15 protein-coding genes and 1 tRNA gene are annotated in these 13,094 nt (G+C 67.2%); 7 read left to right on the top strand and 9 right to left on the bottom strand.

Annotation, left to right across the window (positions count from 1 at the left end):
- Positions 1 to 110: 110 nt before the first annotated feature.
- The 3 genes from EB75_RS04450 to EB75_RS04440 are packed head-to-tail and all read left to right on the top strand — an operon-like array spanning position 111 to position 1,975.
- The gene (locus tag EB75_RS04450; RefSeq protein ID WP_286150083.1) at positions 111 to 551 is read left to right on the top strand and encodes a Zn-ribbon domain-containing OB-fold protein; all 441 of its coding nucleotides are present in this window, start codon (positions 111 to 113) and stop codon (positions 549 to 551) included.
- Positions 548 to 1,750, top strand: a complete 1,203-nt coding sequence (locus EB75_RS04445) for a lipid-transfer protein (protein ID WP_073694260.1) — start codon at positions 548 to 550, stop codon at positions 1,748 to 1,750. Before EB75_RS04450 ends, EB75_RS04445 begins: the two co-directional genes overlap by 4 nt.
- 3 nt (positions 1,751 to 1,753) lie before the next feature.
- Positions 1,754 to 1,975, top strand: a complete 222-nt coding sequence (locus tag EB75_RS04440; RefSeq protein ID WP_083611969.1) for a DUF167 domain-containing protein — start codon at positions 1,754 to 1,756, stop codon at positions 1,973 to 1,975.
- 153 nt (positions 1,976 to 2,128) lie between these two features.
- Here the strand turns inward: EB75_RS04440 and EB75_RS04435 are convergent, their stop codons facing one another.
- From EB75_RS04435 to EB75_RS04410, 6 genes are all read right to left on the bottom strand, one after another.
- On the bottom strand, positions 2,129 to 2,863 hold the full coding sequence (locus EB75_RS04435; RefSeq protein ID WP_073694258.1) for an ABC transporter ATP-binding protein: 735 nt from the start codon (positions 2,861 to 2,863) through the stop codon (positions 2,129 to 2,131).
- The gene (locus EB75_RS04430; RefSeq protein WP_073694257.1) at positions 2,850 to 3,695 is read right to left on the bottom strand and encodes an ABC transporter ATP-binding protein; all 846 of its coding nucleotides are present in this window, start codon (positions 3,693 to 3,695) and stop codon (positions 2,850 to 2,852) included. The genes EB75_RS04435 and EB75_RS04430 overlap by 14 nt, the downstream gene beginning before the upstream one ends.
- The gene (locus EB75_RS04425; protein ID WP_073694256.1) at positions 3,692 to 4,885 is read right to left on the bottom strand and encodes a branched-chain amino acid ABC transporter permease; all 1,194 of its coding nucleotides are present in this window, start codon (positions 4,883 to 4,885) and stop codon (positions 3,692 to 3,694) included. Before EB75_RS04425 ends, EB75_RS04430 begins: the two co-directional genes overlap by 4 nt.
- On the bottom strand, positions 4,882 to 5,919 hold the full coding sequence (locus EB75_RS04420) for a branched-chain amino acid ABC transporter permease (RefSeq protein WP_073694255.1): 1,038 nt from the start codon (positions 5,917 to 5,919) through the stop codon (positions 4,882 to 4,884). The genes EB75_RS04425 and EB75_RS04420 overlap by 4 nt, the downstream gene beginning before the upstream one ends.
- Positions 5,920 to 6,013: 94 nt before the next feature.
- The gene (locus tag EB75_RS04415; protein WP_073694254.1) at positions 6,014 to 7,228 is read right to left on the bottom strand and encodes a branched-chain amino acid ABC transporter substrate-binding protein; all 1,215 of its coding nucleotides are present in this window, start codon (positions 7,226 to 7,228) and stop codon (positions 6,014 to 6,016) included.
- Between the two features lie 206 nt (positions 7,229 to 7,434).
- Positions 7,435 to 8,067 carry an ANTAR domain-containing response regulator gene (locus tag EB75_RS04410; protein ID WP_073694294.1) on the bottom strand — a complete coding sequence of 211 codons (633 nt, stop codon included), beginning with the start codon at positions 8,065 to 8,067 and terminating at the stop codon, positions 7,435 to 7,437.
- Positions 8,068 to 8,174: 107 nt separating this feature from the next.
- Here EB75_RS04410 and EB75_RS04405 point away from each other — a divergent pair.
- From EB75_RS04405 to EB75_RS04390, 4 genes are all read left to right on the top strand, one after another.
- Positions 8,175 to 8,251: transfer RNA gene (locus EB75_RS04405), tRNA-Leu, on the top strand.
- 23 nt (positions 8,252 to 8,274) lie between these two features.
- Positions 8,275 to 8,547, top strand: coding sequence for a hypothetical protein (locus tag EB75_RS04400; RefSeq protein WP_073694253.1), 273 nt, complete (start codon positions 8,275 to 8,277; stop codon positions 8,545 to 8,547).
- 6 nt (positions 8,548 to 8,553) lie between these two features.
- On the top strand, positions 8,554 to 9,090 hold the full coding sequence (locus tag EB75_RS04395; protein WP_073694252.1) for a hypothetical protein: 537 nt from the start codon (positions 8,554 to 8,556) through the stop codon (positions 9,088 to 9,090).
- A 90-nt stretch (positions 9,091 to 9,180) separates the two neighbouring features.
- Positions 9,181 to 10,545 carry an adenylate/guanylate cyclase domain-containing protein gene (locus tag EB75_RS04390; protein ID WP_073694251.1) on the top strand — a complete coding sequence of 455 codons (1,365 nt, stop codon included), beginning with the start codon at positions 9,181 to 9,183 and terminating at the stop codon, positions 10,543 to 10,545.
- On the opposite strand, the gene EB75_RS04385 is transcribed toward EB75_RS04390, so the two are convergent.
- Genes EB75_RS04385 through EB75_RS04375 form a run of 3 tightly spaced genes read right to left on the bottom strand, consistent with a single transcriptional unit; the run spans position 10,518 to position 13,085 of the window.
- Positions 10,518 to 11,165 (bottom strand): response regulator, encoded by a 648-nt coding sequence (locus tag EB75_RS04385; protein WP_073694250.1) that lies wholly within the window; start codon positions 11,163 to 11,165, stop codon positions 10,518 to 10,520. The two genes, EB75_RS04390 and EB75_RS04385, sit on opposite strands and share 28 nt — an antisense overlap.
- The gene (gene macS / locus EB75_RS04380; protein WP_073694249.1) at positions 11,158 to 12,333 is read right to left on the bottom strand and encodes a MacS family sensor histidine kinase; all 1,176 of its coding nucleotides are present in this window, start codon (positions 12,331 to 12,333) and stop codon (positions 11,158 to 11,160) included. The genes EB75_RS04385 and macS overlap by 8 nt, the downstream gene beginning before the upstream one ends.
- A complete protein-coding gene (locus EB75_RS04375; RefSeq protein ID WP_073694248.1) occupies positions 12,333 to 13,085 on the bottom strand; it encodes an amino acid ABC transporter ATP-binding protein in 753 nt (250 codons plus the stop codon). Before EB75_RS04375 ends, macS begins: the two co-directional genes overlap by 1 nt.
- Positions 13,086 to 13,094: the final 9 nt, after the last annotated feature.

The raw sequence follows: 13,094 nt of genomic DNA, 5'->3' as shown, positions 1-13,094 counted from the left end.
TGTACGAAACCGTTTCGTACGCTTCAAGACCGTTTCCCGACTGCCGGGACAAAACTGCAACACGTTTCAGTTTCTGGCCCGTCGGGAGCTACGCTGAGCTCGTGCCAGGAGTGACGGATGCCGGTAGTCAGCCGGCCATTGAAGGTTGGTGGGACACCGACGAAAACGGTGCAGCGCACCTGATCGGAGCCAAGTGCCCGCAGTGCGGAACATATGTTTTCCCGCCCCGCGCCAATAACTGCCCCAGCCCGGCTTGCGACAGTGACGTGCTCGAGCCCGTCGCGTTGTCGCGCCGCGGCACGGTGTGGAGCTACACCGAGAACCGGTATCCCCCGCCAGCGCCGTACCCGGCGGCCGATCCGTTCGAGCCGTTCGCCATCGCCGCGGTCCAGCTGGAGGCCGAAGGCCTCATCGTGCTGGGCAAGGTCGTCGAGGGCACGCTCGCCGCGGACCTCAAGGTCGGCATGGAGATGGAGCTGACCACCATGCGGCTGTACACCGACGATGACGGTGTCGAGCGCACCACCTATGCCTGGGAGATCGCGAAATGAGCACTCCGGAACCGTTGTACATCCTCGGTGCGGGTATGCACCCGTGGGGCAAGTGGGGCCGTGACTTCACCGAGTACGGCGTCGTCGCCGCGCGTGCTGCGCTGGCCGAGGCCGGCCTGGACTGGCGTCAGATCCAGCTGGTCGCCGGTGCCGACACCATCCGCAATGGCTACCCCGGCTTCATCGCCGGTTCGACGTTCGCCCAGAAGCTGGGCTGGAACGGCGTGCCGGTGTCCTCGTCGTACGCCGCGTGCGCCAGTGGTTCGCAGGCGCTGCAGAGCGCCCGTGCCCACATCCTGGCCGGCTTCTGCGACGTCGCGCTGGTCATCGGTGCCGACACCACGCCGAAGGGCGCGTTCGCACCAGTCGGCGGTGAGCGCAAGAACGACCCCGACTGGCAGCGCTTCCATCTGCTGGGCGCCATGAACCCGGTGTACTTCGCCCTGCTGGCCCGCCGCCGGATGGACCTCTACGGCGCCACGTCCGAGGACTTCGCCCAGATCAAGGTGAAGAACTCGAAGCACGGCCTGAACAACCCGTATGCCCGCTACCACAAGGAGGCTTCGGTCGAGGACGTGCTGGCCAGCCCGGTCGTCTCCGACCCGCTGCGCCAGCTGGACATCTGCGCCACCTCGGACGGCGCCGCGGCGCTGATCGTGGCCAGTGCCGAGTTCGCGCGCAAGCACCTGGGTTCACTGGAGGGTGTGCCGTCGGTTCGCGCGATCAGCACCGTCACGCCGCAGTACCCGCAGCACCTGCCCGAATTGCCGGACATCGCAACGGATTCCACTGCGGCCATCGCCGGACCGGACCGGGTGTTCAAGGACCAGATCCTCGATGCGGCGTACGCCGAGGCCGGCATCGGACCCGACGACGTCAGCCTGGCCGAGGTCTACGACCTGTCGACCGCGCTCGAGCTGGACTGGTACGAGCACCTGGGCCTGTGCGCCAAGGGTGAAGGCGAGCAGCTGCTGCGCTCCGGTGCCACCGCCATCGGTGGCCGGGTTCCGGTCAACGCATCGGGCGGTCTGGCGAGCTTCGGTGAAGCCATCCCGGCCCAGGCCATTGCGCAGGTGTGTGAGCTCACCTGGCAGCTCAAGGGTCAGGCCACCGGCCGCCAGGTCGAAGGCGCCCGCGTGGGCGTGACCGCGAACCAGGGTCTGTTCGGCCACGGTTCGTCGGTGATCGTCGCGCGCTAGTTGCTGATTTCGGTCCGGGTCAAGCCGGGCAGCCGCAAAGGGCCGCTCGTCGAGACCGACGCCGACGGCACGTTGGTCGTCTACGTCCGCGAGCAGGCGGTGGACGGCAAGGCCAATACCGCCGTGATCCGCGTGCTCGCCGAGCATTTCGACGTGCCGAAGTCGCGGGTCGAGTTGGTGTCCGGCGCGGCAGGGCGGATCAAGAGGTTCCGGATCGACGAGTAGCGCGGGGATACTGCAGTCATGCCCCGGATCACCGTCGTCCGCGGCGACGTCACGGTTCGCAGGCCTACCCGCCTCCGCCCACACGCCCAACGTGAAGAAGATCGCGAGATTTCCTCGGTTTCTCGGGATTTACTTCACGTTCGACCGCGAACCTCAGGCGACGCCCAAGTAGGCCGCACGAATGCTGTTGTCCGACAGCAGCTCCCGGGCGACGCCTTCCCGCGTCACCCGCCCGGTCTCCAGGATGTAGGCGCGGTCCGAACGACTGAGCGCCTGCTGCGCGTTCTGCTCGACGAGCAGCACCGTGGTGCCCTGCTGGTTGATCTCGGAGATGATGTGGAAGATCTGCGAGATCACCTTGGGCGCCAAGCCCATTGACGGCTCGTCGAGCAGCAGCACCCGGGGCCGGGCCATCAGCGCCCGCCCGATGGCCAGCATCTGCTGCTCACCGCCGGACAGCGTCCCGCCGGCCTGCGACCGTCGTTCGGCCAGCCGCGGGAACGTCTCCAGCACCCAGTCCAGCCGCTCGCGGTACTCGGTCTTGGTCGCGAATTTACGGCCGTAGCAACCCATTTCGAGGTTCTCGATGATGGTCATGCCCGGGAAGATGCCGCGGCCCTCCGGCGCCTGGATCAGGCCCGACGTCACCCGTCGGTGTGCCTTGACCTTCGAGATGTCCTCGCCGTCGAACCATACTGAACCCGACGACAACGGCAACAGCCCGGACAGCGCACGCATCATCGTGGTCTTGCCCGCGCCGTTGGACCCGAGCAGCGTCACCAGCTCACCCTGGTGCACCTGAAGCGAAACCCCGTGCAGCGCCTCGATTCTGCCGTAGTGCACCGAGATGTCGCGCACTTCCAGCAGCACCGGCTCAGAGCTCGTCATCGGGCACCCCCAGGTAAGCGGCGATGACCTTCGGGTCCTCGCGAATCTCGGCCGGCAGGCCTTCGGCGATCTTGCGCCCGAACTCCAGCACCACGATCCGGTCGGTGACGCCCATGACCAGGCGCATGTCGTGTTCGATCAGCAGCACGGTGTAGCCGTCGTCCCGGATCGCCTGGATCAGCTCGATGAGCGCCGACTTCTCGCTCGGGTTAAAGCCGGCGGCGGGCTCGTCCAGGCACAGTAGTTTCGGCTCGGTCGCCAGGGCCCGCGCGATTTCCAGCCGGCGCTGGTCGCCGTAGGACAGGCTCCTGGCCTTCTCCTCGCCGCGGTGCGCGATGCCGACGAACTGCAGCAGCGCTGCGGCCCGTTCGATGGCGTCGCGTTCCTCGCGCCGGTGCCGCGCGGAACGCAGGAGCGCGCCGGGCACCGAGGTCTTGTGCCGGGCATCCGTGCCGACGACGACGTTCTCGAGCGCCGTCATCTCGCCCCACAACCGGATGTTCTGGAAGGTGCGCGCGATGCCGCGGCGGGTGATCTCGTGACGTTTGATCTTGCCGAGTGGCGCGCCGTCGAACATCACCGAACCGGATGACGGCCGGTAGACGCCGGTGATCGCGTTGAAGCAGGTGGTCTTGCCGGCGCCGTTGGGTCCGATGAGGCCGAGGATTTCACCGCGCCGGATATCGAACGTCACGGAATCGAGCGCGGTGAGTCCACCGAACTTGACGGTGAGATCGGTTGTCGCCAAGAGCTTCTCGCCCTCTGCCACCTGCACGTCCCGGTGCAGTGCGGCGAGCTCCTCGTCGGGTGCGGGCTCCACAGGGTCGGTCATGCCGCCGCCTTCGAATCGTCCGCATTCCGCAGCAACCGTCGCGCCGAGGTGCCGTAGGCCAGCAGCCGCTGACGTACCGGGAACAGGCCCTGCGGCCGGAAGATCATCAACACCACCAGGGCGAGGCCGAAGAACAGGTACTTGAGGTCGCCGAGGTTGATGCCCATGAGGTGCACCCCGAGCAGCCGGTTCGGCAGGTACACGATGATGAACGCCCCGAAGATCACCCCGAGCTTGTTGCCCTGCCCGCCGAGGACCACCGCGCACAGGAACAGCATCGAGTTGATGATGTTGAACGTCGGTGGTGCGACGTACTGCACCTGGCCGGCGTACAGCGCGCCCGAGAGGCCGCCGATGCCCGCGCCGATGACGAATGCCCACAGCTTGAACTTGAAGGTGTTGACGCCCATGACTTCCGCGGCGTCCTCGTCCTCCCGGATGGCGACCCAGGCCCGACCCACGCGGCTGCGCTCCAGGTTGCCGACGAGCAGCAGGATGCCGACCATGAGCACCAGCCCCAGCCAGAACCACCAGGTGCCGTAGTTGGCGTGGCCGGCCGAGTTACCGCTGGAGAACACGCCATTGGGGAGGTCGGCGTTCTCCCCCAGCCGCGGATACGCGATCTGGTTGAGGCCGCGGGCGCCGTTGGTCAGGTCGGAGAGGTTGTCGGCCAGGAGCCGGATGATTTCGCCGAATCCCAGTGTGACGATGGCGAGGTAGTCGCCGCGCAGCCGCAGCGTCGGGATACCCAACACCAGACCCGCCAACGCGGTGACAGCCATGGCCAGCGGTACACACGCCAGCCAGGCCCAGTCCTTGTCGAGGAAACCGTCGGCCCCCACCTGGTTCCACGGGCTGTCCGGACTGGTCAGCAACGCAACGGTGTAGGCGCCGACGGCGTAGAACCCGACGTAGCCGAGGTCGAGCAATCCGGCTTGGCCCACAACGACATTGAGGCCGATCGCGATGATCGCCACCATCGCGAACTGCGCCATGGTGCCGCCGAAGCTGATGCCGGGCGTGTTGAGGAACGGCGGGGTGTACAGCGGCAGCAGCGCCACCAGCGTGAACACCACGGCCCCGACGACCCATTTCGCGGGACGGCTCTGCTGGTCCCACCACTGGCGCAACTGGTCGCCCGGCGCCAGCACGTACCGGGCCACACCCTCGCTCCGATGCTGCCCGCTCATGCCCGCGCCTTCCCGAGACTTTCACCGAGTATCCCGGTGGGACGGATCAACAGCACCAGCACGAGGAGGACGAAGGCCACCACGTCACGCCACTGCGTGCCGAAGAAGGCCTGCCCGTAGTTCTCCATGACGCCGAGGATCAACCCGCCCAGCAGCGCGCCCCGCAGGTTGCCGATGCCGCCGAGCACCGCGGCCGAGAAGGCCTTGATTCCCAACAGGAATCCGCCGGAGTAGATGATGCCCTGCGGCACCTTCAAGGTGAACAGGAGCGCGGCGGCGCCGGCCAGCAGGCCGCCGATGAGGAACGTCGTCATGATGATGCGCTCGCGGGACACACCCATGAGGGTGGCCGTCGCCGGGTCCTGCGCGACGGCACGGATCCCGCGGCCGAACTTGGTTCGGTTCAGCGCGATGTCGGTGAGCAGCGCCAGCACGATGGCGGAGACCACGATGACGATGGTGACGTTCGAGATGTTCGCGCTGAAGAGGGTGAACTGAGTCTTGGGCTGCACCAGGATGATTGGCTGCTGGGCATTGCTGCCGCCGAATCCTTTGAGGATCTTCGGCAGCACGAAGTGCACGAACTCCTGCAGGACGAACGACATGCCGATCGCGGTGATGAGGAACGTCAGCCCGCGCGCATTACGACGGCGCAGTGGTCGATAAGCGACGACTTCCAGTCCCACCGCGGCCGCGCCCGAGACCAGCATCGCGACCACCATGGCGACGCCCAGGTAGAAGATGGTCAACCCGACACCCAGGTTGTAGGCATTTCCGCTGGGTTTGAAGCCGAGGATGATCTCCAGCGCGAAGTATGCGCCGAACATGCCGAGCATGAAGATTTCCGAATGCGCGAAGTTGATCAGTCGCAGCACGCCGAACACCAGCGTGTAGCCGACGGCGACCAGGGCATAGATCGCACCCCAGGACAGCCCGTCAATTGTCAACTGCCAGAACCCGTTCACCAGGTTGTCGACGTTGAAATTGATGTTGGCCGCGGTGCACACGTAGTGGCCGACGCAGTCGGGTGTCATCGGGTGGCGGCTCCTCGCTTATCGCGGTGGTGACTGTCTGCGAACGAACGACGCGCCCGGCACGGGGTCCGGACGCGTCGTCGTCTGCAGGTTCCTACTGGACCTTGTAGATCCAGATCAGGTTGGTGGTCAGCTCACCCTTGTTGTTCCACTGGTACTTGCGGGCCACACCCTGGCCTTCGTACTTGGTGACGAAGTCCAGCAGCGCCGGCCGGGTGACGGCACCCGAGTCGATGCCCTTGACCAGGATGGTGCCCAGGTCGTAGCCCTCGGTGCTGTAGGTGCCGGGCTCCTGGCCGAACTTCTTGGTGTACTCCTCGGCGAACTGCTTGCTGGCCGGGCCGCACGGGCAGGACAGGATGGCGCCCTTCGTGGCCTCGCCGCCCTGCTTGACGAACTCGGGGTCCTTGGTGCCGTCGGCGCTCGCGAACGTCGCGGTCACGCCACCGTCCTTGAGCTGCTGGGCGAACGTCGCGGCCTCGGCGTAGTAACCGCTGTAGAAGATGGCGTCCGGGGCCGCGCCCTTGATCTGGGTGACGGCCGCCGAGAAGTCCTTGTCGCCCTTCTTGACCGAGATGTTGCACGCCGAGTCGGCGACCGGTCCGAGCGTGGTGCGCACGGCGGTGGCGAGGCCGAGGCCGTAGTCGGTGCTGTCGTCGACGACGCAGACCTTCTTGTACTTGAGCGTGTTCTTCAGGTAGTTCGCGACCGAAGGACCCTGCACGCCGTCATTGGCCAGGCCGCGGAAGAAGGTCTTCCAGCCGTTCTCGCTCAGCGTCACGTTGGTGGCCGAGGCGGTGGCTGCGACCAGGCCGGCCTGGTCGAACACCGTGCCGGTGGCCTTCGTCTCGCCGGAGAAAGCCGGGCCGACGAGGCCGATGGTGAACTTGTCGTCGACGATCTGCGGCGCGATGGCCGTCGCCTTCTGCGGGTCGCCTTCGGTGTCGAAGGTCTTGAGCGTCACCTGGCAACCCGGGTTCGCGGCGTTGTGCTTGTCGATGGCCAGCTGCACGCCGTCCTTGATGTTGATGCCCAGCGCGGCATCGGGACCGTTCAGCGCGCCCGCCATGGCGATGGAGACCGGTGGGCAGGTGGCCTTGCCGTCGCCGGCTGGATCAGCCGGGGTCGCGCCGGTGGCACCCTTGACCTCGCGACCGTTCTCGTCGATCTGCACCTGCTCCACGATCTTCAGATTCGAACCGGTGGCGCCGCTCTGCTTCGGATCAGACTGGCTGCATCCCGCCAGACCGAACACGATCAGACCGGCACTGCCGACTGCAAGAGCATTACGAGCTACGCGACTGCGCACGCTTCACCTCCGGGTCATGGTTACCTGGCACCGGATGCGGCCTGCACACTTGGCAGGTGGGCCGACATCCGGCACTTCGCGTAGACAGTAACCAACACGGAGCGGCGATACGCGCTGTTGAGCGATGCTCGCCGACGGTGTCTCTATCGGACCTGTGTAAATGCTGCGGCCCGAAACACAGAGTTAACCGGCGGCGGATGGCCGACTCAGTCGGCTGACGGCTCCGCCGTCTCGGCGGCAGGCGGATCCAGCGTCTCGACGACCACCTCGGCCACCCGCTTCATGGTGGTGCGCCGGTCCATGGCGGCCCGCTGAATCCACTTGAACGCCTCGGGTTCGGTCATGCCCTGCTTGGTCTGCAGGATGCCCTTGGCACGCTCGACGAGCTTGCGGGTCTCCAGGCGGTCCGACAGCGACAGGACTTCCTTCTCCAACGCCGTCAGCTCACCGAATCGGCTGACCGCGACCTCGATGGCCGGCACCAGGTCGGTGATGGAGAACGGCTTGACCAGGTAGGCCATGGCGCCGGCGTCGCGAGCGCGTTCGACCAGCTCACGCTGCGAAAACGCGGTCAGGATCACGATGGGCGCGATGCGCTTGGCGGCGATCTCGGAGGCCGCGTCGATGCCGTCGCGGCGCGGCATCTTCACGTCCATGATCACCAGGTCCGGCTTGAGCTGCTCGGCGAGCTCGACGGCCTCCTGGCCGTCGCCGGCCTCGCCGACGATCTCGTAGCCCTCGTCGCGGAGCATCTCCGCGAGGTCCAGCCGGATGAGCGCTTCATCCTCGGCCACGAGAACACGGCGCGGTGTGACGTCATCAGTTGTTGGACCGGTCATCACCACATTGTCGCGTGAGGTGCCCGCCAAGGCGACCTCGGGGCGCGCCGTGGCCGCCAGAATCACATCCACTATGGTGGTACACCGCACCCAGGAACCGGTGCGACGCCCTCGTATCCCAACTGGCAGAGGAAACGGATTCAAAACCCGTGCAGTGTGAGTTCGAATCTCACCGAGGGCACCAAAACTCGACGCTAAACTGCTCGCATGGGGGCACTGCGAGTCACTGCTGATGGATTGTTCGCCGTCGCCGGTCAACTCGAGCAGCATGCCCAAGCTCTGTCGGCACACACCATCAGCGGGGCCCCGCTGCCCGAAGGCCAGTCCACCGCTGATGTCGTCGGCGAGATTCAGGCGCGCGTCGATGCCGCGTCCGTCGCTCATGCCGAGCGCATCTGGTCGGTGGCGGCCTCGTTGACCTCCGCCGGACGTGCCTATACCGACTCCGACAGCTCGGCGTCGGCAGCATTAGCGGACTAGCCTCTGATGGCCGAACTCGAATTGCCGACCCTGGCACAGATCACCGATTGGGATGTTCAGCACCTGGTCGACGCCGCAGTGCAGTGGAACAAGACCGCCGAGCTGTGGGAGAACTCCTTCCACGAGGTCTGGCAGGGCACGCTGCGGCCCGGCGGCAGCACCTGGGAAGGCACTGCCGCGGAGAACGCCCAGGACATCGCGTGGCGCGATCTGGTGAAAGTCCGCGGGTCGGCCGACTCGCTGCGGACCGCGGCCAATATCGCTCAGACCGGCGCGGCGTCACTCTCTGACGTCAAACGCCTGGCGCTGGGCGCGATTGACGACGCCCGCACCAACGAATTCACGGTCGCCGAAGACCTGTCGGTGGCCGAGGTCAGGTACCGGTTCGTGGCCCGGGAACGCGAGTCGCGCGAGTCGATCGCCGACGATCATGCCGCCGACATCCGGCACTTCGCCGCGAATCTCGTTGCCTTGGACCGCGACATCGCGCACCGGCTGCGGGCGACGATGTCCGGGATCGGCGCCCCGAGCTATTCGGTCTGAGCCGCAGCGCCGGGGCCGTCCGGTTTCGCCGTCAGCGGAGTATCCGCAGGCGGGCACCAAATTCAGCCCTGCGCGTCTACCCTTAAATCCATGGCGATCATGGACGACGCTCGCCTTGCCGGTGGCGCCGCGCCTCCGGCCGGCGCCGACCTGGTCGCGGCCGTGCGTCGTTCGGTGTGCGTACCGACCGCAACCGTCGCCGAATGCCTTCGCCCCGATGCCGACATCCTGAGCCCCACTGTCGCGCGCAGCCGGCGGATCCTGACCCGCACCAGCCGCCTCGGCGCGCTGCTCAGCGTCTTCTTCGCGTTCCAGGCCTTGTCCACAGGCCCGTACGCGATGTGGATCGGTGCGGTCAACCTGGCGAGCGCGGCGCTGTTCCTGCTGGTCCCGTCGCTCTACCGGTTCGGTGAGCTGGTCGCCCCGGCGGCGTTCGTGCTCATCGCCTATACCTCGGTCACCGTCGTCTGCATCGACGTCGGCACCGGCTCCGGCATCCTCCTGTATTTCGCCGTGGCGGGCGCCATCGCACTGCTGATCGTCGGTCTCGAACATCTGTGGTTCGCGGCCGCCGTCGCCGCGGTCGGCATCGTCACCGCGACCATCCTGGAGTTCACCATCCCGGCGCACACCGGGGCACAAACGGAGATGGAAAGCCGCGTCACCTACATCATCACGGCGGTGTCGGCCTGTCTGATCGTGATGGCGACCGTGTGGTCGGTCCTACGCGAGAACGCCATCGCTCAGCGGGCCATCCAGGCCGAGTATCTCCGGTCCGAGTCGCTCTTGGCCAACATCCTTCCCGAGTCCATCGCGCAGCGACTCAAAGATCCGGCGCATTCGGTGATCGCCGACAAATTCGACGACGCCTCAATCCTTTTCGCGGACATCGCCGGGTACACCCAGCGGGCGAGTGACACGGCCCCCGGCGACCTGGTCCAGTTCCTGGACACGCTGTACACCGGCCTCGACGCCCTGGTCGACCGGCACGGCCTGGAGAAGGTCAAGACGAGCGGCGACTCCTACATGGTGGTCAGCGGAATACCACACGACCGGGCCGACCACCTCGAGGCATTGGCGTGCCTGGCCCTGGATTTCGCCGAAGAAGTCCGCGAACTGACCGACCCGAAGGGCCGGCCCGTCCCCGTCCGCATCGGCATCGCCGCCGGGCCCGTGGTCGCGGGCGTCGTGGGGTCACGCAAGTTCTTCTACGACGTCTGGGGCGACGCCGTCAATGTCGCCTCGCGCATGGAGAGCACCGATGTCGCCGGCCGAATCCAGGTGCCGCACAACGTCTACGAACGCCTGCAGCACGCCTACGAATTCGAAGAGCGGGGCGAGATCGACGTCAAGGGCAAGGGACTGATGCGCACCTGGTACCTGGTGGGCCGCCTGTCCGCGGCCGGCCCGTCGCGGGCCGACGGCGCTCAGTCCAGCCCGTGCTCGATGGCGTAGCGCGCCGCTTCCACCCGATTGGCGACCTGCAGTTTGCGGAAGGTCGCTTGCACATGGTTCTCGACGGTGCGGTGGCTCAGGGTCAGCCGCTCGGCAATCTGCTTGGCGGTCAAGCCTTTTGCCACGTAACGCAGGATTTCCGTCTCGCGTTCGGTCAAGCCCGCAGCCGGGTCCGCGCCCGGGGCCTTGGCCATGCGCCGGTGCTCGCCCAGCACCAGACCCGCCAGCCCGGGGGTGAACACCGCGCGTCCCTCACCCGTCGCGCGGACCGCGTCCGCCAGTTCGATCTTGGAGGCGCTCTTCACCAAATATCCAGTGGCCCCGGCCTTCACGGCCTCCAGCACGTCATCGCGCTCATCGGATGCCGACAGCACCAGCACCCGGCTGGCCGGTGACACCGCGAGCACCTGAGTGGTTGCCTCGACACCGCTGCCATCAGACAGCCGCATATCCATCACCACCACCTGGGGCTTGACCACCGCGGCCCGCCGGCCCGCCGCCGCGACGCCGTCGGCCGTCGCCACCACGGTGAAACCGCAGTCCTCGAGATCGCGCGCGACGGCGTCGCGCCAGATGGGGTGATCGTCGACCACCATGACCGTCAGCTGCGGCTCAGACATCGGTGGCCGCCCCGCGCCGATTTCCCGTCGCTTCGCTCGCCCGAGGTACCGTCAGCTCCCACTCCGTGCCTGTCCCCGGCGACGTCGTCAGCTCGGCCGAACCGCCGAGCGATTCCATCCGTCCCACAATGGATTTCGTCACGCCCATGTGCCCCTCCGCCGCCGCCTGCGCCAACCGTCCGTCGGCAATCCCCACCCCATCGTCGCGGATGCTCACCACCACCTGCTCCCCCAGGTCCTCGACGAGGACGAAGGCGCGAGCCTCCGGGCCCGCGTGTGCCGCCGTATTGGCCAGCACGTTGGCCGCCGCGGCGTCGAGCTCGCCCGCTACGCCGGCGTCCAGCAGCACCGGGTCCGGCGGCACGCTCACCGCGACGCGGTCACCGGCGCGGGCACGGAGCAGCTCGCCGACGTCGACCAGACCACCGGACGTCTCGTCCAGGCCGGAACTGACCAGGCGACGCAGGGCCCGTTCCTGCTCGCCGGCCAGCTCCGCGAGTTCTGTTGTCGCTCCACCGATTTCCCGCCCTTTACGGGCCACCAGCGCCAGCACCTGAATGGCGCCGTCGTGCACCTGGCGGGACAACCGCTCACGCTCGGCGGTCGCCGCCGCCAGCCGGGTCGCGCGTTGCAGTTCCGCGTGGGCCCGGCGGGCGGTCTGGGCGGCCATGCCGACGGCAAGGCCCACCGACAGCTCGATGACGAGCGTCGCCTGCCGTCCCAGGTTCGGGTCGAAATAGCCCTTGAGCACCGCGCCGGCCGCCGTGATCACCAGGCCGACACCCATCCCGGCGAGCGGCCCCAGTTGGATGGCCGCCGACAGCGTCGCGTTGGTGGCCCACAACGTCGTCGGCCACGACTGGTTGCCGGCGATCCACGCCGGGGACGCGACCAGCTCGGTCGACAACACCAGCAGCAGGACGACCAGCACTTCGGCCAGCACCCACGCCGGGCGCCGGCCGAAGCCCCGCAGATAGGCCACCGCACACGCCAGGCTCCAGGCGATGAGGACCCCGAACAGCGCCCATGTGACGGCCGGGTGCGCGAGGTCGTCATTGACCGCCAGTTGAAAACCCAAGGCGTACAGGCAGCTGAGCAACCGGAAGCCCTGCGCCGCCCGCCACAGCGGGGCAGCCGGGTCGGGTTCTGACGCCACGGGCACAGCCACTACATCACTTTTGACAGAAAAGCCTTCGTGCGTTCATGTTTCGGGTTGGCCATCACCTCACGCGGGGCGCCGTGCTCGACCACCACGCCACCGTCCATGAACACCAACTTGTCGGCCACTTCGCGCGCGAAGCCCATCTCGTGGGTGACCACGATCATCGTCATGCCCTGCTGGGCAAGCTTCTTCATGACGGCCAGCACTTCCCCGACCAGTTCCGGGTCCAGCGCCGAGGTCGGCTCGTCGAACAGCATCAGTTTGGGCTCCATCGCCAACGCACGGGCGATCGCGACGCGCTGCTGCTGACCACCGGACAGCTGCGCCGGATACGCGTCGGCCTTGCTCGCCAACCCGACCTGCTCGAGCAGCTCCCGTGCCCGACTCACCGCCGCGTCGCGCTTGACGCCTTTGACGTGGATCGGCGCCTCGATGACGTTCTCCAGCGCGGTCCGGTGCGGGAACAGATTGAAATGCTGGAACACCATGCCGACGTCACGGCGCTGGCGGGCGGCGTCCTTGGGCGGCAGTTCGTGCAGCTTGCCGCCGCGTTCCCGGTAGCCGACCAGTTCCTCGTCGACGTACAACCGCCCGGCGTTGACCTGTTCGAGGTGGTTGATGCACCGCAGGAACGTCGACTTGCCCGACCCCGAGGGGCCGACGAGCACCAGCACCTGGCCGCGCTCGACTTCCAGCGTGATGCCCTTGAGCACCTGCAGGGCACCGAAGCTCTTGCACACCTGCTCGGCGCGCACCATGGGCGCTGA

Origin of the sequence: Mycobacterium sp. ST-F2, assembly GCF_001905655.1 — a bacterium.
GTDB lineage: Bacteria > Actinomycetota > Actinomycetes > Mycobacteriales > Mycobacteriaceae > Mycobacterium.
The sequence above is the reverse complement of the archived record's forward strand: the minus strand, read 5'-3'. Positions and strand labels throughout refer to the sequence as shown.

Bases quoted from the DNA above. Each gene is read 5' to 3' on its own strand.
- EB75_RS04445 (WP_073694260.1), top strand. From the start codon at position 548: ATGAGCACTCCGGAACCGTTGTACATCCTCGGTGCGGGTATGCACCCG.
- EB75_RS04435 (WP_073694258.1), bottom strand. From the start codon at position 2,863: ATGACGAGCTCTGAGCCGGTGCTGCTGGAAGTGCGCGACATCTCGGTG.
- EB75_RS04430 (WP_073694257.1), bottom strand. From the start codon at position 3,695: ATGACCGACCCTGTGGAGCCCGCACCCGACGAGGAGCTCGCCGCACTG.
- EB75_RS04425 (WP_073694256.1), bottom strand. From the start codon at position 4,885: ATGAGCGGGCAGCATCGGAGCGAGGGTGTGGCCCGGTACGTGCTGGCG.
- EB75_RS04420 (WP_073694255.1), bottom strand. From the start codon at position 5,919: ATGACACCCGACTGCGTCGGCCACTACGTGTGCACCGCGGCCAACATC.
- EB75_RS04410 (WP_073694294.1), bottom strand. From the start codon at position 8,067: ATGACCGGTCCAACAACTGATGACGTCACACCGCGCCGTGTTCTCGTG.
- EB75_RS04400 (WP_073694253.1), top strand. From the start codon at position 8,275: ATGGGGGCACTGCGAGTCACTGCTGATGGATTGTTCGCCGTCGCCGGT.
- EB75_RS04395 (WP_073694252.1), top strand. From the start codon at position 8,554: ATGGCCGAACTCGAATTGCCGACCCTGGCACAGATCACCGATTGGGAT.
- EB75_RS04390 (WP_073694251.1), top strand. From the start codon at position 9,181: ATGGCGATCATGGACGACGCTCGCCTTGCCGGTGGCGCCGCGCCTCCG.
- EB75_RS04385 (WP_073694250.1), bottom strand. From the start codon at position 11,165: ATGTCTGAGCCGCAGCTGACGGTCATGGTGGTCGACGATCACCCCATC.
- EB75_RS04375 (WP_073694248.1), bottom strand. From the start codon at position 13,085: ATGGTGCGCGCCGAGCAGGTGTGCAAGAGCTTCGGTGCCCTGCAGGTG.